The organism is Bacillus sp. LB7 (assembly GCF_030449715.1).
GTDB lineage: Bacteria > Bacillota > Bacilli > Bacillales > Bacillaceae > Bacillus > Bacillus paralicheniformis.
This window is the reverse complement of the sequence record NZ_JASGCA010000005.1, coordinates 127,692-145,438: the sequence shown is the minus strand read 5'-3', so window position 1 is coordinate 145,438 and position 17,747 is coordinate 127,692. Positions and strand designations below refer to the sequence as shown.

General features: G+C 45.4%; 20 protein-coding genes. 10 read left to right on the top strand and 10 right to left on the bottom strand.

The window, feature by feature from the left end:
• Positions 1-112 precede the first annotated feature (112 nt).
• Genes QMZ64_RS09065 through QMZ64_RS09050 form a run of 4 tightly spaced genes read left to right on the top strand, consistent with a single transcriptional unit; the run spans position 113 to position 2,835 of the window.
• Complete coding sequence (locus QMZ64_RS09065; RefSeq protein ID WP_145652693.1) at positions 113-682, top strand: non-oxidative hydroxyarylic acid decarboxylases subunit B; 570 nt, start codon at positions 113-115, stop codon at positions 680-682.
• 13 nt (positions 683-695) lie between these two features.
• Positions 696-2,117: a non-oxidative hydroxyarylic acid decarboxylases subunit C gene (locus QMZ64_RS09060; RefSeq protein WP_265624866.1), complete on the top strand. Its 1,422-nt coding sequence runs from the start codon at positions 696-698 to the stop codon at positions 2,115-2,117.
• 19 nt (positions 2,118-2,136) lie between these two features.
• Entirely contained in the window at positions 2,137-2,364 is a 228-nt protein-coding gene (locus tag QMZ64_RS09055) for a non-oxidative hydroxyarylic acid decarboxylases subunit D (RefSeq protein WP_020450130.1), read from the top strand.
• A gap of 15 nt (positions 2,365-2,379) precedes the next feature.
• Positions 2,380-2,835 (top strand): pyridoxamine 5'-phosphate oxidase family protein, encoded by a 456-nt coding sequence (locus tag QMZ64_RS09050; protein WP_265624864.1) that lies wholly within the window; start codon positions 2,380-2,382, stop codon positions 2,833-2,835.
• A gap of 99 nt (positions 2,836-2,934) precedes the next feature.
• On the opposite strand, the gene QMZ64_RS09045 is transcribed toward QMZ64_RS09050, so the two are convergent.
• The 10 genes from QMZ64_RS09045 to QMZ64_RS09000 all read right to left on the bottom strand — a co-directional run bounded on the left by QMZ64_RS09045 (position 2,935) and on the right by QMZ64_RS09000 (position 9,308).
• Positions 2,935-3,675, bottom strand: coding sequence for a hypothetical protein (locus QMZ64_RS09045; protein WP_076791931.1), 741 nt, complete (start codon positions 3,673-3,675; stop codon positions 2,935-2,937).
• 106 nt (positions 3,676-3,781) lie between these two features.
• The gene (locus QMZ64_RS09040) at positions 3,782-4,228 is read right to left on the bottom strand and encodes a hypothetical protein (RefSeq protein ID WP_265624863.1); all 447 of its coding nucleotides are present in this window, start codon (positions 4,226-4,228) and stop codon (positions 3,782-3,784) included.
• Between the two features lie 25 nt (positions 4,229-4,253).
• Positions 4,254-4,598: a hypothetical protein gene (locus QMZ64_RS09035; RefSeq protein WP_301441266.1), complete on the bottom strand. Its 345-nt coding sequence runs from the start codon at positions 4,596-4,598 to the stop codon at positions 4,254-4,256.
• Positions 4,599-4,650: 52 nt separating this feature from the next.
• Positions 4,651-5,097, bottom strand: a complete 447-nt coding sequence (locus tag QMZ64_RS09030; RefSeq protein WP_043925974.1) for a hypothetical protein — start codon at positions 5,095-5,097, stop codon at positions 4,651-4,653.
• Positions 5,094-5,786 carry a hypothetical protein gene (locus QMZ64_RS09025; protein WP_265624861.1) on the bottom strand — a complete coding sequence of 231 codons (693 nt, stop codon included), beginning with the start codon at positions 5,784-5,786 and terminating at the stop codon, positions 5,094-5,096. Before QMZ64_RS09025 ends, QMZ64_RS09030 begins: the two co-directional genes overlap by 4 nt.
• A 419-nt stretch (positions 5,787-6,205) precedes the next feature.
• Entirely contained in the window at positions 6,206-6,478 is a 273-nt protein-coding gene (locus tag QMZ64_RS09020; protein ID WP_076791919.1) for a DUF4176 domain-containing protein, read from the bottom strand.
• A complete protein-coding gene (locus QMZ64_RS09015) occupies positions 6,478-7,167 on the bottom strand; it encodes a hypothetical protein (RefSeq protein WP_076791917.1) in 690 nt (229 codons plus the stop codon). The genes QMZ64_RS09020 and QMZ64_RS09015 overlap by 1 nt, the downstream gene beginning before the upstream one ends.
• 20 nt (positions 7,168-7,187) lie before the next feature.
• Positions 7,188-8,615: a ribonuclease YeeF family protein gene (locus QMZ64_RS09010; protein ID WP_265624859.1), complete on the bottom strand. Its 1,428-nt coding sequence runs from the start codon at positions 8,613-8,615 to the stop codon at positions 7,188-7,190.
• A 17-nt stretch (positions 8,616-8,632) separates the two neighbouring features.
• Complete coding sequence (locus QMZ64_RS09005; RefSeq protein WP_020450144.1) at positions 8,633-8,911, bottom strand: YwqI/YxiC family protein; 279 nt, start codon at positions 8,909-8,911, stop codon at positions 8,633-8,635.
• Positions 8,912-8,924: 13 nt separating this feature from the next.
• Positions 8,925-9,308 (bottom strand): YwqH-like family protein, encoded by a 384-nt coding sequence (locus tag QMZ64_RS09000; RefSeq protein WP_003178893.1) that lies wholly within the window; start codon positions 9,306-9,308, stop codon positions 8,925-8,927.
• A 510-nt stretch (positions 9,309-9,818) separates the two neighbouring features.
• Between QMZ64_RS09000 and QMZ64_RS08995 the strand changes: the two genes are divergently transcribed.
• From QMZ64_RS08995 to mmsB, 6 genes are all read left to right on the top strand, one after another.
• Positions 9,819-10,808 (top strand): substrate-binding domain-containing protein, encoded by a 990-nt coding sequence (locus tag QMZ64_RS08995; protein WP_265624858.1) that lies wholly within the window; start codon positions 9,819-9,821, stop codon positions 10,806-10,808.
• Positions 10,801-12,564 (top strand): cache domain-containing sensor histidine kinase, encoded by a 1,764-nt coding sequence (locus QMZ64_RS08990; protein ID WP_301441284.1) that lies wholly within the window; start codon positions 10,801-10,803, stop codon positions 12,562-12,564. Before QMZ64_RS08995 ends, QMZ64_RS08990 begins: the two co-directional genes overlap by 8 nt.
• A complete protein-coding gene (locus QMZ64_RS08985) occupies positions 12,557-13,759 on the top strand; it encodes a response regulator transcription factor (RefSeq protein ID WP_301441265.1) in 1,203 nt (400 codons plus the stop codon). The genes QMZ64_RS08990 and QMZ64_RS08985 overlap by 8 nt, the downstream gene beginning before the upstream one ends.
• 126 nt (positions 13,760-13,885) lie before the next feature.
• Positions 13,886-14,965: a multiple monosaccharide ABC transporter substrate-binding protein gene (gene chvE / locus QMZ64_RS08980; RefSeq protein ID WP_301441264.1), complete on the top strand. Its 1,080-nt coding sequence runs from the start codon at positions 13,886-13,888 to the stop codon at positions 14,963-14,965.
• A 4-nt stretch (positions 14,966-14,969) separates the two neighbouring features.
• Positions 14,970-16,538, top strand: coding sequence for a multiple monosaccharide ABC transporter ATP-binding protein (gene mmsA, locus QMZ64_RS08975; protein WP_301441263.1), 1,569 nt, complete (start codon positions 14,970-14,972; stop codon positions 16,536-16,538).
• Positions 16,513-17,724 carry a multiple monosaccharide ABC transporter permease gene (gene mmsB, locus QMZ64_RS08970; protein WP_301441262.1) on the top strand — a complete coding sequence of 404 codons (1,212 nt, stop codon included), beginning with the start codon at positions 16,513-16,515 and terminating at the stop codon, positions 17,722-17,724. The genes mmsA and mmsB overlap by 26 nt, the downstream gene beginning before the upstream one ends.
• Positions 17,725-17,747 lie beyond the last annotated feature (23 nt).

The window sequence follows — 17,747 nt, the reverse complement described above, 5'->3', positions numbered from 1 at the left end:
ACTCCTTTTTATACCTTTAAAGTATTATATATAGATTTAACAGATATTTTCAATATGGTAAATAGAGGCGTATCATTTTAACTGAAGCACCAAGAGGGAAAGGGGGGCGCATATGAACATCATCGTCGGAATTACGGGCGCGACCGGCGCGATATTTGGCGTGCGGATGCTGGAGTGGCTGAAGAAAACCGACGCAGAGACACACCTGGTCATCTCTCCGTGGGCAGCGGCAACGATCCTGCACGAAACGGGATATACGATGAAAGACGTAGAAAAGCTCGCATCTTTTACGTATTCCCACAAAGACCAGGCGGCCCGCATTTCAAGCGGTTCCTTTCAAACGGACGGAATGATTGTCGCACCGTGCAGCATGAAGACGTTGGCGGGCATCCGCACCGGTATGGCGGATAACCTGTTGACCCGTTCGGCGGACGTCATGCTGAAGGAACGGAAAAAGCTTGTGCTGTTAACAAGGGAGACGCCGCTGAACCAGATTCATCTTGAAAACATGCTTGAGCTGACAAAAATGGGCGCGGTGATCCTGCCGCCGATGCCGGCTTTTTATAATCATCCCCAAAATCTGACCGAAATGGTCGACCATATCGTATTCCGGACGCTGGACCAATTTGGAATCCATCTGTCTGAAGCGAAGCGCTGGGAAGGAATGAAACAGGAGAAATAAGGAGGATAACAGAATGGCTTATCAAGATTTTAGAGATTTTTTAAATACGCTGAAAAAAGAAGGACAGCTTCTTGAAGTTCAGGAAGAGGTGAAGCCGGAACCCGATTTGGGAGCTGCTGCACGCGCCGCCAACAACCTCGGAGACAAATCACCCGCTCTTTTATTCAACAACATTTACGGCTATAACAATGCCCAAATCGCGCTGAATGTCATCGGCTCCTGGCCGAACCACGCGTTAATGCTCGGCCTTCCGAAAGACACGCCTGTCAAAGAACAGTTCTTTGAATTTGCGCGCCGCTATGATCAGTTTCCTGTAAAAGTGCAAAGAGAGGAGACAGCGCCGTTTCATGAAAACGACATCACAGAAGGCATCAACCTGTTTGACATTCTGCCGCTCTTCCGCATCAATCAGGGCGACGGCGGCTTTTATTTAGACAAGGCATGCGTCATTTCCAGAGATGTCGAGGATCCGGAACACTTCGGCAAACAAAATGTCGGCATGTACAGATTGCAAGTAAAAGGAAAAGACCGCCTCGGCATTCAGCCCGTCCCGCAGCATGACATTGCGATCCACTTGCGCCAGGCTGAAGAGCGCGGCGAAAACCTGCCTGTCACGATTGCGCTCGGCTGCGAACCGGTCATTGCAACGGCGGCATCCACACCGCTCTTATACGATCAATCAGAATACGAAATGGCAGGGGCCTTGCAAGGCGAACCTTATAAAATCGTCAAATCAAAACTGTCTGACTTAGATATCCCATGGGGCGCGGAAGTGGTTCTCGAAGGCGAGATCTTGGCGGGCGAACGTGAGTATGAAGGCCCGTTCGGCGAGTTTACCGGCCACTATTCAGGCGGAAGAAGCATGCCAATCATCAAAATCAAGCGCGTCTGCCACCGCAACAACCCGATTTTTGAACACCTGTATTTAGGCATGCCTTGGACTGAGGTTGACTACATGGTCGGCATTAATACATGTGTGCCGCTTTACCAGCAGCTAAAAGAGGCCTATCCGAATGAAATTGTCGCGGTAAACGCGATGTATACACACGGCTTGATCGCCATTGTATCAACGAAAAGCCGCTACGGCGGATTCGCCAAAGCCGTCGGCATGCGCGCGCTGACGACCCCGCACGGCCTCGGATACTGCAAAATGGTGATCCTCGTTGACGAAGACGTCGATCCGTTTAACCTCCCGCAAGTGATGTGGGCAATTTCAACGAAAATGCATCCAAAACACGATGCAGTCATCATCCCGGATTTATCCGTTCTGGCGCTTGATCCGGGTTCTGAACCGGCGGGAATCACCCACAAAATGATCCTGGACGCGACAACGCCTGCGGCCCCGGAAACAAGAGGACACTATTCACAGCCGCTCGATTCCCCTATAGGAACGAAAGAGTGGGAAGCGAAATTAATGAATCTGTTAAATCAATAAAAGAGGAGAGTGTTTCATCATGCATACATGTCCGCGCTGCGAATTAAAAAAAGCGGAAACCGTCAGCAAGTCACCCGTTGAAGGAGCCTGGGAAGTTTATCAATGCCAGCACTGCTTTTTCACTTGGAGGTCGTCGGAGCCGGAGACGATTACAAATCCTGAAAAATACAATCCGGCCTTTAAAATCGACCCTTCTGAAGTTGAAACAGCCGTACAAGTGCCGGCGGTTCCAGACCGGAAAATCTAAAGGGAGGCATCCGGCATGGCTCAGATATCTAACGAATTGTTTCAGCTGATAAACGGAGAGAAACTCGCCGGAAAGCGGCACGAAGCGATGATGCTCCAGACCGTCACAGAAGACGGCTGGCCGCACACAGCGATGATCAGCGCCGGCGAAATCCTCGCTTTGAACAAAACCGACATCCGCCTGGCTCTCTGGCAAGGCACAACGACAACCGCGAACATCGCGAGAACAGGCCGGGCGCTCCTTGTCACCTGCTGGAAAGGCAAAGCACATTATGTGCGGCTGTCTTTAAAGAAACTGCCCGAATTAAAAGACGCCAAACACCCGAGAGCGCGCTTCGCCGGTACGGTCGAAGCGGCACGGGAAGATATCGCAAAATACGCTGATATCATCTCCGGCGTTCAGATTGAGCTGAAGGATGAAGCGGCGGTTTTGCGGCGGTGGGAGGAGACGCTGGGGGAGCTGAGGAAATAGTAGAGAAAGACAAGTCATGCTTTGGCTTGTCTTTTTGGATTTTATACTGCTGTTTCTTGAGGAATAGGCTTCAAATATAACTAGTTTACGTCTCGACATTTATCGTTCATTTTGCTGCTGCATACGAGCGGCTCTTTTTCTTGCTTTTTTTCCGGGGTATTGTTTCAATCTTTGATTAATAATATCTTGATTGGCTTTTATAAAAAAGAACTGGTGAAAAAATTTGACAGCCATATAAGAAAAAGTGCAAGCAGTCAGTAATGAAATGACACTCATTGCAGTATTAATGACAGCTTCGGAGGAGCGAAACAGAAAATGACCTGTTATAAATCCTACGGCAGGAGCCGCTGTAAATACTTGTCCTATCCAGGTAGGAGATGATTTTTTCTTTCTTTTGAAAACGGGGAATTCAATTAAGAAATAACGAATCATTTTAATGGTAAACAGTAAGTAGGTCAGCCCCGCAGTCCCGGCAATGAGCCAATTAAAACCGAACACATAATAGGTCCGTTTCAAAGTCACGATAAAAGCGCAATATGAAACTACCGCGAATGAACAGCCAGTATAGATTAAAAAAGCGAGTTTCTTTTTATACCGATCCAGTTTTATGAATAACGTAATGAACGACCATATATGGATGACAATGATAAAGGGCATCGCGAAAAATGTGAAAATCCTGACTTCGTTAGCCAACAATGGCACTAAGCAAGTAACATCGAGAAAGAAAAGAATGAAAATAACAATGGTGAATTTTTCGCGATTATTAAAAGGAGTTGATAAATGTGTTTTAATCTCAGAAGGTAGATTTCTATATTTCACGTTTTGATTCAATTTCAACATCTGGAACTTTTACCCCCATTGATTACCCGAATCATCGCATTCTGGCTTGTTGATTATGTCATGATGATTCTTCAATAAATTGCAGCAATTATCTCAAATCCAAGTTTTATTTCGATAGCATCTTATTCGTCACTTTATAAGCCAAGATACAGCCAATTGTAATAAAAATAATGGCGATCGAAAGGATCACGAGCTTTTCAGCAACGGTATATATCGGCATGGGAATAATAACAGCGCAGACGGAAAACACGCCGCCAAAATAAACAAACAGGATCAGCGGCTTTTTGTATTTTTTCCAAATTACTTGATTAATCCCGTTTTTTTCGGGGGCTGCCGGGTGTTTGTGGTCTTCATCTTTCATCAGTTTATTTAGCAGCACATAAATGAGAAATGCGAATAAAGTTGCCGAGAAAATATTAAAACAGAGGATAAACAGCTTTTCGCCCAGGCTCATCACCGGATTCAGAACAGAGCTGAGAACGGAGCCGCAAACGAAAAACAGGTAGACGGATAAGATGGCTTTGTTTCTTGGTTTTTGTAGAAATTTAGACATGCAGATTACTCCAATCGTAAATGATTTAAACGCTGAAAATGAGATGGAGCAGAAAGGAAAAAATATAAAAGATGATGATGCTTAAAATGCCTCTGCCCGCAAGATAAAGGGCGAAATACAGTTTTCTCAGGAACCAGTTGTATTTTAATAGCCGTTTGTAAACAAAGTAACCGGTGCCGACAAGAAGAAAAACGAATGTATTCGTGATTTTATGGGACCATTTTTCAGGTTTTAAAAAGATCATTTTTTCATATTCAATGATCATGTGGCCCGCTATGATTAAAAAACCCAAACTGTAAGCGAAATGGGCGGCCAACATACCGGCGATAAAGTATTCGGTATATACAACAAAAGTTTCTGGTGACATCATAACTCCTTTATGAATGGCGGACTCCAGCGTTTTTTAACAAAAAAAAAGCTTCTCATTCTTCGTCAGGCATTCTTTCCAAACAAGACCGGTTCAGCATTTGATTCGCCGTTTGATAAACCGCAAAAAAGCCGCCAGATATCACGGCAAACAAAATCGCAAACACGCCGGATTTCCAAGCGAGTGAGAGTTCGGGCATGAAAAACACGGATATCCCCACAATCAGGATGCCGATGAAGTAGAAAGAGAGCGTGAACGGCTTTCTGTATTTCTTCCAAAAGATTTTCGCGACGATGTTGCATCGGGGCGCGCTTTGATCTTTCTTCGGCTTATTTATGAACACATAAATAATGAGTGCGAATAAAGAAATTGAAACGAACATAAAGCCGATGACGGAAATTTTTTCCCTCCAGTTGATCGCAGGTCTTACAAGAGCTTCCAAAATGATGGTTATTGCATATAGGGAATAAACTAAGAGAATGATTTTATTTCTGCCTTTCAAACATGACCTCTCCTTGTGCCTTCAATCCTATGCTGTCTGATGATATCTTGATTCGCTTTGATGAAGAAGTATTTGTAGACCCCCATCATAGAAAATAAACAAGCCATAAGCAGATAGACGGTACTCATCAAAAAATAGACGGCAGACTCGGAAACTCGCAAAACGGCATGACTTATCATAAAACCGGCTGCCGGAACAGTCGCGAGGAGCACCCATGTCGGAGCTGCTGTCTCCCTTTTGCCTTTAGAATCAGGGAATACAACCAAGTAATATCGAATAACGAGGAAGATAGAGGCGGCATATATGAATAGTGACAGACTGATCAACGTTAAATGGAAACCGATAGCAGTAAACATCATTTTTTGCGCCGTGATCAGCTGGCAATATGACATACCGCTGAATGATACGCCCATAAACCGAACATATTGAAGGTGATGAAGATATTCGGTCATATTTCTGCTATTCATGATGATCATCCATATATTGATCAGAATAGCGACAGGGACGGCGGCAAAAGTGAAAAATTCGACTTTGCTCGCCAGCACAGGTAATATGCATAGAATATCCAGCATCAACACGATAAAACACGCCATTCCCCATTTCGTTTCCCGGCTGACGGGAGCTGTCAAATGTGATTGAATATTGTAAGGTAAATCTTTGTATGTAACCGTTTCTTTTAGTCTCAGCAAAGCTTGTATTCCTCCGCTTATCCCTCTGAATTTTTATAATTCTGCATGTGTTTTTTCAGCCAGACCTTTTTTCTGTAGATATGCAATAGGAGCGGAGGAACGAAAAAAAATAAGCTGATAACCGAAACAAATAAGGGAATTTCTGAAGGGGCTTGTTCCAATAAACCCAATATCGTCATGATGACAAAAAAGATACCAACCACAGGGAATAAAATCGTGAAGATGATCATTGCTTCGTTTATTTTTTTATATAGAAAAATTTTTTCGTTTTTCATATTGAGCCCCTTTTTCTTGATGAGTGTTTTCTGCATCGGCAACGTTTGGCTCTGTGTTTTTTTCATATCTCGTCTATCTTTTTGAAACAATAATTCAGGAAACTGGAATAAGAGAAAGCATCCCGTTGTGAGATGCTTAGAGGTTTAATCGATCGCGGCTTCAGCCAAAACTTGCTGAAACTCAATTTCTTCTTCGTCTTGATAGCCTTCGAAAATCACTTTCTCAATATCTGAATGGTTAAAAGCAAAAGTGTATTCTTGATTAATGTAGCCCTCGGGGTAAAAAACGCCGATATAGTCAAACATTTGTGGATCTTCGCTCACGACGATCTGTTTTCTTCCGTAAATCATTAATTTTTTTGTTCCGCCTTCGAGGAGGACGATGGAGCCGGAAGGCAGTAGGTTATTTTCACCCATTACTTTCTCCCCTTCCCTATATTTTTAATGATGTTTTGATTTGTTTTAACAAAAAGAAATTGGTGTATAAATTTAGCACCTATAAAAGAAAATAGGCAGGCTGCAAGTAGAGAAACAATGCTCATAAATATATTTATTACAGATTCTGAAAAATGAAGTGTAATTTGAGAAATCATATAGCCAGCGGCTGGCCCAGCCGCTAATAAGTAGACTGCCCAAGTAGGGACTGCTCTTTTTTTTTGTTTGTGAATAGAAAACTTTATCAAGTAGTAGCGAAATGAACCTAGAGCCACAATAACAAGAAATAGGACAGAAAAAATTATAAACAACCAATTAAGTCCTAGGATGGAATAATACATTTTCTGGGATAGAATAAACCAGCAATAGGACATAGTACTGAATGAAAAACCTTTATAAAGTACAAATTCAAGATTGTTTCTATGTAATTCCATGTCTTTGAAGAATAAAATAAACATCCATAAATTAACGAGTATAAGAGGTGGTAAAGCTACTATAGTAAACGGTTTTATTCCGTTTGCAAGCAGCAGAAATAAAAGTAATGCATCTAACATAATTATATTTAATATGCACATACTCACTTTTTCGTCTCGGTCAACTAAAATGATTAAATGATGCCTAGTTTCTTCAGGTAATCTTCTGAATATAACTTTTTCATTTAATTTCAGCAATTATGCTCGTCTCCTTTAGGTTATTTAAACCAGCCTGCGACTGTCTTTAACCCAGACTCCACTGTATCTTTTGCCATATCAGTTACGCTTTTTTTATCTTTACCTAATTTTATCCCACCTAACGCCATAGAAACCCCTACTGATGCAACAAAACCTACAGCAGCAGCTGCGATAATTGGAGCACCAGCTCCAATAACTGCCGCACCAACAACAGCACTGACTCCTAAGGTAGCAGCACCAACTCCTACATCTACTGCAACATCACCAACAGTTTTTTCTGTTGAGACATTAGGGTCATTTATATTTTTCACTAAATCTTCTCCAGTTGTGATGGCAACACCTGCCCAACCCAATTTGCTTTTCATTGCCCCTTTTACTGCAGACGAAGCTTTTGTATATTCAGCAATTTTAGGAGTGTTTCCGGCTTTTAACTGTGATTTAGTCCATGTTTCTGGATAATTTTTGCCTTTGATTCCTATTGCTTGGCCGTTTTGTACCTTGTATCCGCTTATCTTCCTTCCGCTATTGGTTTCTATGCCTTTTTCAATTTTAACCCCATCTTTAACAACATACTTCACACTCTTCCCAAAATCCGTCGCAGCAGTAGTCGTCCCATACAAACTTCCCGCACTCGATACAGGATACATCCAATCGATCTCAAATGGAAGTTCTTCTTTTGTTGTGTCTTCGATTTTGCCTTTTTCGTCTTTTTCGCTAAACCGCCCTAGCATCTTCTCCATCGGTGTTTCGCCGGGGTTTTGCAGGTCGCTTTGCAGGCCGCCGGGAGCTTGACTGATTGTTGAGTCATTTTGCGGCTTTAAAATTGAACCGCTTTTATATCCCGATATTTCAATCTTCGGTCCCGTATACATTTTCTCCAGCTGCTGGATGTACTGCTTCATTGTGTCGAGGTCATCCCTCGCCGCTTTCAGTGCATTTGTCTGTTCGCGGTCGAAAGTGTGGAGCTTTTCGAGCGTCTCGCTGATTTGTCTTTGCGCTTTTTTGGCGTTCTCGTTGACGGCTGAATCGTCAAGGTCGGGCAGGTCGACGATGTGGCTGACAGTGGCCATCGTCTGATTGGCTTTTGACGTCAATCTGCCAGTCAGCGATTCAGCTTGGCTGACGCCGTCATGGAGTTCGTTCTCAAGAAAGCTTTGCGAGATAAAGCCGTTTTGGTTCGGTTCAAGGGAATGAAGTGCGCTTTTCGTCTTTTCTAAAAGTCCTTTATAGTCGGAAACAAAAGATTCATAAAAAAGAAGAAAAGTGGTGTGGCATTCTTCGTAGAACGAGCGGATCGCTTCACCGCCCGCGCCTTTTAAGGCGTCGTCAAGGGAGGTGAAGCCTTTGACGCTTTGTTTGACTTTTGAAATCTCGTCAGTCTGGTTTTTTAATTCGGTCAGCGTTTTGTCTAGGCCGGTTTGAAAAGCCTGAACATCTAGAGTTTTCAATGCGTAGTCCCTTCCTTCTACTTGGCTTTGATCGATGACGACAGCTTTTTGTCGGCGTCTTTTATGGCGTTGACAGCCTGCTCGGTTTGTGCAATTTGTTTAGCGAGAGCCGATGCGTATGCTTTTGTCAGACTTTTCAAATCTTTGTTCATGCTTTCGATTTTTTTGACGACGTCAAGGTTGTTTTTGCCGCTGATATCTGTCGGCACGTTCGGCTTCACAGCTTGGGCTGAATGCTTCAGTTTTGAGAGCGCCTGTTTGACTTCGCCCGTTTTGACTTTGATTTCTTGACCCATCGTAATCACTCCTTTAGCGGCGGGCTTCTCTTTCTTCTTTTTCCAGCTTTTCGATTTTCGTTTTTAATGAGCTGATATCCTTACCTAGTGAATCAATGTCATCATTTAAGGAAGAGATTTTCTCTTTTAATTGTTTAAACACTTCATTTAATTGTTTTCCGCAAATATCATTGTAGGCCGTTTTCATATCGCTTCTGACGTTTTTAAAAGAATCAGCAAGGCTGCCCTGCCATGTTGTCGGCGACAGTTCGGGCTTTTTGATGCTGTCTTTTGAATCGTCAAATTCCTTTTTATCTGCTTCTAATTCGGTTTGGCAATTTTTCAGTTGTTCGAGCTGTTGTTTTTTGATGAGAAGTGTACCTTGCAGCCCGTATAAAACTGTTTTTTCCCAGATCATGTTACTGCCACCTCCCGGAAATTTGATTCAAATGACCTGTTGGGATTCGTTCATTAAAGGACCTTATTAATGTTACAACATGGTATAAATGAGTTGAATAGGAAAAATGTACCGTGAATAAAGAATTGAATCGAGCGGTTATGCAGGGAATTCCTTAATATGACTGCGATTTTGCACTTTTCTCCATTTCCCTGCAAGGTCTAAAGACATGGTTCTTAAGGTTTGGATTTTTGTTGTATTTATTTTTTGTTTCACAAACTTTAAGGTAATTTTAAGAAAGAGGCGATCTTGTCGAACACTAAACAGGGTTTTTCGAACAGAATGTCAAATAGATTAGATATTTCGTATGAACAAGGGGGGAGAAATTGTCTGTTTGTGATGAAAAAAGGGGACGGACGGGATTTCTGTCAGGATGCCTCAGCTGGATTCTTAGAAAAATATGCGGCCAAATATATCCTTCATGATAGATTGTAAACGCTGTCTTGTCCTCTGACCAACAGGGGGATGAAGATGAAGAAGCTGTTAGTTGTTTATGCCGTGATGCTCTGTATGTTTTTTCTGTATGTCTACGACTATTCCCGGGGCGATAAAACCGGATCTACAGAAGCAAGCAGAAGGCCGGCGGCCGGAAGTCTGTCCGAAAAATATGTGATGGTTACGTTTCAATCGGGAATCGAATATTGGAAGAGCGGCCTGAAAGGCTTTGAGGATGCTGCGCAGCTTTTCAACGTCTCTGTCGAGTATCGGGGGGCGGCCCATTATGATGTCCATGAGCAGACGACCGTCCTCGAGCAGGTGATTGCAAAAAAGCCGGCGGGGATCGCGCTTTCGGCAATAGATCCCAAAGCTTTAAACCCTGTCATCGACAAGGCGCACGAGCAGGGCATTCCGATCGTTTTATTCGATTCAGACGCCCCGCTCAGCAAAGCCTCTACATATGTCGGCACAAATAATATGGAAGCGGGTGCTGAGGCCGCAAGGCGAATGGCCGAGTTTTTAGATGGAAAGGGAGAGACCGCCATCATTACCCAGCCGCGGCAGTACAATCACCAGGAAAGGACGAAGGGCTTTGAACAAACGATCAAGCAAAAATACCCGAACATGAAGGTCGCCGCGGTTTTGGACGGAAAAGGGGATGAGCTGACGTCGAAAAAAGAAGCGGTGAAGATTCTGGAAAAAAATCCGTCCATCAAAGGAATTTTCACGACAGAAGCCAATGGGGCGAGCGGTGTGGCCCGCGCTGTGAAGGCGGCGGGACTTGAAGGGGAAGTATGCATCATCGGCTTTGATAAAGACAAGAAAACGCTGGACGGCATCAAAAGCGGATCGATTTCCGCGACAATGGGTCAGGACACATGGCAAATGGGCTATTGGTCGCTGCACATGCTGTTTTTCTCAAATCACCATCTGAAGCATGAACGCCCGCTTCCGGCAGCGATCGATACAGGCATTACGATCATAACGAAAGAAAATGTGGCAGCCTATTATGCGAATGATTAAACGTTTGATTAACAATGCGCCGATCCGTCATAAGCTGATCAGCCTTCTTTTATTAATCAGCATGCTGCCGACGATCGGCCTCGGCATTTTATCGGGATGGGCCGTTGAAAATATTATTGAAAAACAGGTGATCGACCAAACGCTGCAGCTGATCGGCGAAGTGAACAAGACGGCTGAAGTATATGTCAGCCACATGCAGAACCTGACATATTTAATATCAATGAATGAAGAAATGGAAGCGTTTTTTAATCACGAAAAGGAGGACGGAGAGGCGGATTATAAGCGAAGGACGTTTTTGCAGGGCCTGACTTCTTTATATTCTGAAGCCGCAGGCATTCTCGTCGTCAATGATAAGGGTGAGATGATCAGCAATGAGATGTATGAACGCACGCCGACAGATTTGACAAAAGAACCGTGGTATCTGGCGGCTGTCGCTAATGAAGGGATTTTCAAGATGATCGGAAAGCCTGTCAATCGGAATATCAGAAGCCATGTGCACTACAGGGAAGACGAGGTCGTTTCTGCCGTCAGAGCTGTTATCGATCCTGAGACACAGCGTGTGAAAGGCGTTGTGCTCATCGATTTGAAGCTGCGCGTCCTCGCAGAAGCGACAAAAAATATCCGTATGGGGAAAACGGGTTATTTGATGATCATGGATGAGAATGGCGGCAATATTTATGCACCGGAGACTTCAAAGCTGTTTCTGCCGAAAAAGTGGTTCAGTCAAGACCGGTCCGGCTATTTTTCGAAGCGGATCAAGGGAGAGGAGTATCAGTTCATTTATGAGACGTCTTCCTTTACGAACTGGACAACGGTCGGCGTTTTTAAAGCGGGTGAACCGGTATTCGAAGTGAAGGAAATCCACTTGTATGTGCTTTTGTTTTTACTGACGGCGGCGTTTCTCGGAATGTCCGCTTCCTATTATTTGTCCCATTCCATGTCGCGGCCGATTTTGAAGCTGAATGCTGTCATGAAAACGGCGGAAAGCGGGAATTTTTCAACATGTTATCAGGAGGAAAGGGAAGATGAAATCGGGCTATTGGGAAAAAGCTTCAATCGCCTGATGTTGAGAATCAGGGAGCTGATGTCAGTCACAGAAAGACAAGAGCGCCAAAAAAGGGAAGCTGAATTAAGGGCGCTGCAGGCACAGATCAACCCTCATTTTCTCTACAACACGCTGGATACAATCAATTGGATGGCGAGGAAGAAAGGAGCGGAAGAGGTCAGCGGTCTCGTGCAGGCTTTATCCAAGCTGTTCCGCATCTCCTTGAGCAAAGGGAAAGATATCATTCCGCTGTCTGATGAATTTGCACATGTTGAAAACTATTTGAAAATCCAAAAAGCGCGATACCGCGATAAATTAAACTACTCAATCGAAATGACCGGGCTTTGTGACGATCGCCTGATATTAAAGCTCGTACTTCAGCCAATTGTCGAAAATGCGATCTATCACGGAATTAAAGAAAAAAAGGGGCCGGGGCATATTACGATCAAAGGTATGGAGGAAGACGGCTCGCTGATCATCAAAATCGAGGATGACGGAGCCGGAATGGATGAAGAGACGCTAAAGCAAATAACCGATCAATTCAAACACAGGGACGATACAGCGGGCTACGGCATGATCAACGTCCATGAACGGATCGCCCTTACATTTGGCGAGCCGTACGGTTTAACGGTTGAAAGCCGAAAAGGAGCCGGAACCGCCGTCACAATACGGCTTCCAATCTTAACAAAAGGGGGAACAAGCCTTGAGTGAATGTTGGCGCGTACTGATTGCCGATGATGAACCGTGGATTCGGGAAGGAATACGGGATGCCGTCTCTTGGGAGCGCTATCAAATGTCGGTGTCGGCTGAAGCGGAGAATGGCGAGGAGGCATTTGAGCTCGCTCTCAAACACGGCATCGACTTATTGATTGTCGACTTGAATATGCCGATCGTCAACGGAATCACGCTGATGAAAAAGCTCCGCGGCGCCCTGCCGCAGTGCCGCTTTGTCATCGTGACGGGCTACGATCAGTTTGCGTACGCGCAAGAAGCGATCCGGCTGAATGTCGATGATTATTTGTTAAAGCCGGTCGATCCCGCTCATCTGGAACAAGTGCTCGAAAAGATCAGCGTGTCGCTGAAAGCTGAAAAAAAGAAGCTCAGCGAGCAAAAGCTTGCCGAGCAGCATATTCAACAAAACCTCGGCCTTTTGAAAGAGCATGTTTTCAGAAGCTGGATCGAAGGCCGGGCAGACGAAGAAGACGTTTACCGGCAGCTCGAATGCCTCCGTCTGCCGGCACGTTATCCTGAGACGCTCGGTGTCATCGCGGCCGGGCATGTATGGAACAAGCCGCCTGAAGCCGACAGTCTGAAAGAAAAAGTAGAACGCTTCTTTATCGATGAACGTGATAAGGCTGTTTTTTTCGACGGAGACCGTCTGATCGCCGCCTGCCTGTGGCGTTCTGTTACAGAAGCTGAACAGCGGGCGCTTGCTGAGATGATCGAAGCTGAAATGCAGGCAGGCGCCGCCGTCTGCTTCGCGAAGCTTGCCGAAAACGGCCGCTCAGCCGCCCAATGCTATCAGCAATGCAGACAGAAAGTCTCGAAAGCATTTAATATCTCGCCGGTTGTCACGAGGGCCAAAGAATATATGAAAAAGCATTTCACTGAAAGGGAGTTTTCTTTAAAACAGACGGCGGATGCGCTTCAAGTCTCGCCCGTCTATTTGAGCAGGATCATGAAGAAGGAGCTCGGCATCACATTTGTTCAGCTTTTGACAGAGATGCGCATGGACCAAGCGGTTCATCTGTTAGAGACAACCCCGCTTTCGATTCATGATATTGCCGAACAAACGGGCTATGATACACAGCACTATTTCAGCACGGTATTTAAAAAAACGAAGGGGGTATCCCCCAATCAGTACCGACGCATGTCGGGAATTGAACGAACAGGGAGAAAATTGTAATGTAAGCGCTTTATAAAAGTCTGATTTTTATAAAAATAGTTAATTAATTCAAAAGACGGACATTCGAAAGACATGGTACAGTTGGCATGATTCATGATGGGAGAAATCAAAAGGGGGATACCAAGCATGAAAAAATGCTGGCTGTTGATCACTGCAATGCTATTCTGTCTCATTGTTTCCGCCTGTTCGGGGAATCAGGCGAGCGGAGGGGGAGACAAAGGCTACGTCGGAATCTCAATGCCGACAAAGTCATCGGAACGCTGGGTGTATGACGGGAAATACATGGTGAAAGAGTTTGAAAAGCTCGGGTATAAAACGGATCTGCAGTATGCGGAAGATGTCGTTGAAAACCAAGTCTCACAAATCGAAAACATGATTACAAAAGGCGTCAATGTGCTCGTCATTGCTTCGATTGACGGGGAAGCGCTGACAGACGTCCTTGAAAAAGCAAATAAGCAGGATATTAAAGTCATTTCCTATGACAGGCTGCTTATGAACAGCAAACATGTCGACTATTATGCGACATTTGACAATCATAAAGTCGGAGAACTCCAAGGGAAATATATTGAAGAAAAGCTTGGCTTAAAAGACAAAAAAGGACCGTTCAACATCGAATTGTTCGCGGGATCGCCTGACGACAACAACGCGCATTTCTTTTTTGACGGCGCCATGTCTGTTTTGAAGCCTTATATCGATTCGGGCAAGTTAAAGGTATTGAGCGGCCAGGCTTCATTTGAACAAGGCGCGACGCTCAGATGGGACGGCGCAACCGCGCAATCCCGGATGGACAATTTGCTGAGCGCGCATTATACAAAAGCGAAGCTTGATGCGGTGCTTTCACCGTATGACGGGATCAGCATCGGAATCATTTCGTCTTTAAAAGGCGCTGGCTACGGATCGGACAAGAAGCCGCTGCCGGTTATTACGGGACAGGATGCGGAGCTTGCTTCCGTGAATTCGATCATTAAAGGGGAGCAGACCTCAACCATTTTCAAAGATACGAGAGAGCTGGCGAAAAAAGCCGTTGAGATGGCGACATCCGTCTTAAAAGGTGAAAAGGCGGAAGTCAATGATACAAAGACGTATGACAACGGAGAGAAGGTCGTTCCGTCCTACCTGCTTGAGCCGGTCGTCGTCGATAAAGAGAACTATAAAAAAGTGCTCGTTGACAGCGGTTACTATAAAGAATCGGAATTAGGGAAGTGATCCGATGTCCGATTGCATTTTGGAGATGAGAGGCATCACGAAGGAGTTTCCCGGCGTCAAAGCGCTCGACAATGTCCACCTTCGCGTGAAAGCGGGCGAAATCCATGCCCTCTGCGGTGAAAACGGGGCGGGCAAGTCGACTTTGATGAAGGTGCTGAGCGGTGTATATCCGTACGGTACGTATACGGGCGACATTTTGTATAAAGGGGAAGTATGCCAATTCAAAAATATTAAGCAAAGTGAGGAAGCGGGGATCGTCATCATCCACCAGGAGCTGGCGCTCGTCCCCCAGCTTTCCATTGCGGAAAATCTTTTTTTGGGCAATGAACAGGCGAGCCGCGGCGTCATCAATTGGCGAAAAACAAAGCTGGAAACGCTTGAATTAATGAAAAAAGTCGGGCTTCAAGAATCTCCGGATACGCTTGTTTCCCAAATCGGCGTCGGAAAGCAGCAGCTTGTTGAAATCGCCAAAGCTTTGGCAAAAAAGGTGCAGCTCTTGATTTTGGATGAGCCGACTGCGGCTTTAAATGAAGCGGACAGCGAGAATCTGCTGCGGCTCTTACTCGAACTGAAAAAACAGGGGATTTCTTCAATTATGATTTCTCATAAATTAAATGAGGTCACGAACGTCGCAGATTCGATTACCGTGCTCCGTGACGGACAGACGATCGAAACGCTTGATGTGCAAAGCGGGCAATTGACCGAAAACCGGATCATCAGAGGCATGGTCGGCAGGGAGCTGCAAAACCGCTATCCTGACAGAAGCGCCAAGATCGGGAACGTCATTTTTGAAGTGAAGGATTGGACAGTTCACCATCCGCTTCAACAGGATCGCAAAGTGGTTAACATGGCGGCCCTTTCTGTCAAAAGAGGCGAGATTGCAGGAATTGCCGGCTTGATGGGCTCCGGAAGGACGGAGCTGGCGATGAGCATTTTTGGAAGATCATACGGAAAAAACATCTCCGGCACAATCGAAAAAGACGGGCGGGGGCTTTACATCCGCCACCCTGAAGAAGCCATTAAAAACGGCATCGTCTATGTGACGGAGGACCGGAAAGGAAACGGTCTGATTCTGGATGACAGCATTAAAGAAAATATTACGCTGTCCAAACTGGAGAAGGTGTCGAGCCGATTGGTGATGGACGAGCGCCGCGAAAAACATGAAGCGGAGGATTTTCGCAGGAAATTGAACATCAAGACACCCGATATCGGCCAGCGGACCGGAAATTTAAGCGGAGGCAACCAGCAGAAGGTCATGCTGAGCAAGTGGATTTTTGCGGAGCCTGACATTTTAATTTTGGATGAACCGACGCGCGGCATCGATGTCGGCGCCAAATACGAAATCTACGGCGTCATCAATCAGCTTGCCGAAGCAGGTAAAGCGGTTATTATGATCTCTTCGGAGCTTCCCGAGCTGCTGGGGATGTGCGACAGAATCTATACGATGTGTGAAGGGGAAATCACCGCCGAATTTTCCAAAGAAGAAGCTGATCAGGAGAAGCTGATGAAATATATGACCATCCGCATGAAGAGAGGGGGAGAGGCGTATGCAGACACCGGTGCAAACGGATAAAGACCGCGCTCAGCCCGGTTACTTTCAGCTGTTTCGCGACATGTATAAGCAGAACATCCGGAAATACAGCATGGTCATTGCGCTCGTGTTTATTATGCTGCTGTTTCAAATACTGACGGACGGAATTTTGCTGAGACCGCTGAACATTACGAACCTGATTTTGCAAAACAGCTACATTCTCATTTTAGCGATTGGGATGATGCTCGTCATCATCACGGGACACATTGATCTATCAGTCGGTTCAGTCGCCGCTTTTGTCGGCGCCGTCTCCGCGATGATGATCATCGAAAACGATATGCCGCTGTTTGCGGCGGTCGTCCTGTCGTTGCTTCTGGGAGCGGCAATCGGCGCCTGGCAGGGATTTTGGATCGCTTATGTCAAGATTCCGGCCTTCATCGTGACGCTGGCGGGTATGTTATTGTTCAGAGGACTCACGATGATCGTGCTTGAAGGGAAATCGATCGCTCCATTTCCTGTGTCCTTTCAAAAAATGGCGTCCGGCTTTATCCCGGACTGGCTGAACGGAGGCGCGCTCCATATGACGACGATTGTCGCCGGAGCGGGAGTGTCGATTCTTTATCTCGTGTATCAGCTTCAGCAGAGAAACATGCAGAAGAAATACCAATTTGACTTGCAGGGAAAAGGTCTGTTTGCAATTAAGGTGTTTTTTATCATCGCCATTATCAACCTTTTTACCTACATTCTCGCGACGTACGAAGGCATACCTCTCATTTTGATCACATTGTTCGTCTTAATCGCCGGGTACACATTCGTTATGAAAAAAACCGTCATCGGGCGGAGAATCTACGCAATCGGCGGCAATGAAAAAGCGGCCGAGCTTTCAGGAATCAAAACAAAACGGCTTACCTTTATGGTCTTCGTCAATATGGGCGTCTTAGCCGCTCTTTCCGGCTTGATTTTTGCCGCCCGTCTAAACGCGGCCACTCCGAAAGCAGGAAACCTGTTTGAACTTGACGCCATTGCGGCCTGTTTCATCGGCGGTGCTTCAGCTTACGGCGGAATCGGCACGATCGGCGGGGCCACCATCGGCGGGCTTGTCATGGGGGTCATGAACAACGGCATGTCGCTGCTCGGTCTGGGCATCGACTGGCAGCAAGCAATTAAAGGCCTCGTCCTTCTGATTGCCGTTGCATTTGATATTTACAATAAAAATAAAACTTCTTAATTTATAAAGAAAAACCTGTTTTT

Bases quoted from the DNA above. Each gene is read 5' to 3' on its own strand.
- QMZ64_RS09065 (WP_145652693.1), top strand. From the start codon at position 113: ATGAACATCATCGTCGGAATTACGGGCGCGACCGGCGCGATATTTGGC.
- QMZ64_RS09060 (WP_265624866.1), top strand. From the start codon at position 696: ATGGCTTATCAAGATTTTAGAGATTTTTTAAATACGCTGAAAAAAGAA.
- QMZ64_RS09055 (WP_020450130.1), top strand. From the start codon at position 2,137: ATGCATACATGTCCGCGCTGCGAATTAAAAAAAGCGGAAACCGTCAGC.
- QMZ64_RS09050 (WP_265624864.1), top strand. From the start codon at position 2,380: ATGGCTCAGATATCTAACGAATTGTTTCAGCTGATAAACGGAGAGAAA.
- QMZ64_RS09045 (WP_076791931.1), bottom strand. From the start codon at position 3,675: ATGTTGAAATTGAATCAAAACGTGAAATATAGAAATCTACCTTCTGAG.
- QMZ64_RS09040 (WP_265624863.1), bottom strand. From the start codon at position 4,228: ATGTCTAAATTTCTACAAAAACCAAGAAACAAAGCCATCTTATCCGTC.
- QMZ64_RS09035 (WP_301441266.1), bottom strand. From the start codon at position 4,598: ATGATGTCACCAGAAACTTTTGTTGTATATACCGAATACTTTATCGCC.
- QMZ64_RS09020 (WP_076791919.1), bottom strand. From the start codon at position 6,478: ATGGGTGAAAATAACCTACTGCCTTCCGGCTCCATCGTCCTCCTCGAA.
- QMZ64_RS09005 (WP_020450144.1), bottom strand. From the start codon at position 8,911: ATGGGTCAAGAAATCAAAGTCAAAACGGGCGAAGTCAAACAGGCGCTC.
- QMZ64_RS09000 (WP_003178893.1), bottom strand. From the start codon at position 9,308: ATGATCTGGGAAAAAACAGTTTTATACGGGCTGCAAGGTACACTTCTC.
- QMZ64_RS08995 (WP_265624858.1), top strand. From the start codon at position 9,819: ATGAAGAAGCTGTTAGTTGTTTATGCCGTGATGCTCTGTATGTTTTTT.
- QMZ64_RS08990 (WP_301441284.1), top strand. From the start codon at position 10,801: ATGATTAAACGTTTGATTAACAATGCGCCGATCCGTCATAAGCTGATC.
- chvE (WP_301441264.1), top strand. From the start codon at position 13,886: ATGAAAAAATGCTGGCTGTTGATCACTGCAATGCTATTCTGTCTCATT.
- mmsA (WP_301441263.1), top strand. From the start codon at position 14,970: ATGTCCGATTGCATTTTGGAGATGAGAGGCATCACGAAGGAGTTTCCC.
- mmsB (WP_301441262.1), top strand. From the start codon at position 16,513: ATGCAGACACCGGTGCAAACGGATAAAGACCGCGCTCAGCCCGGTTAC.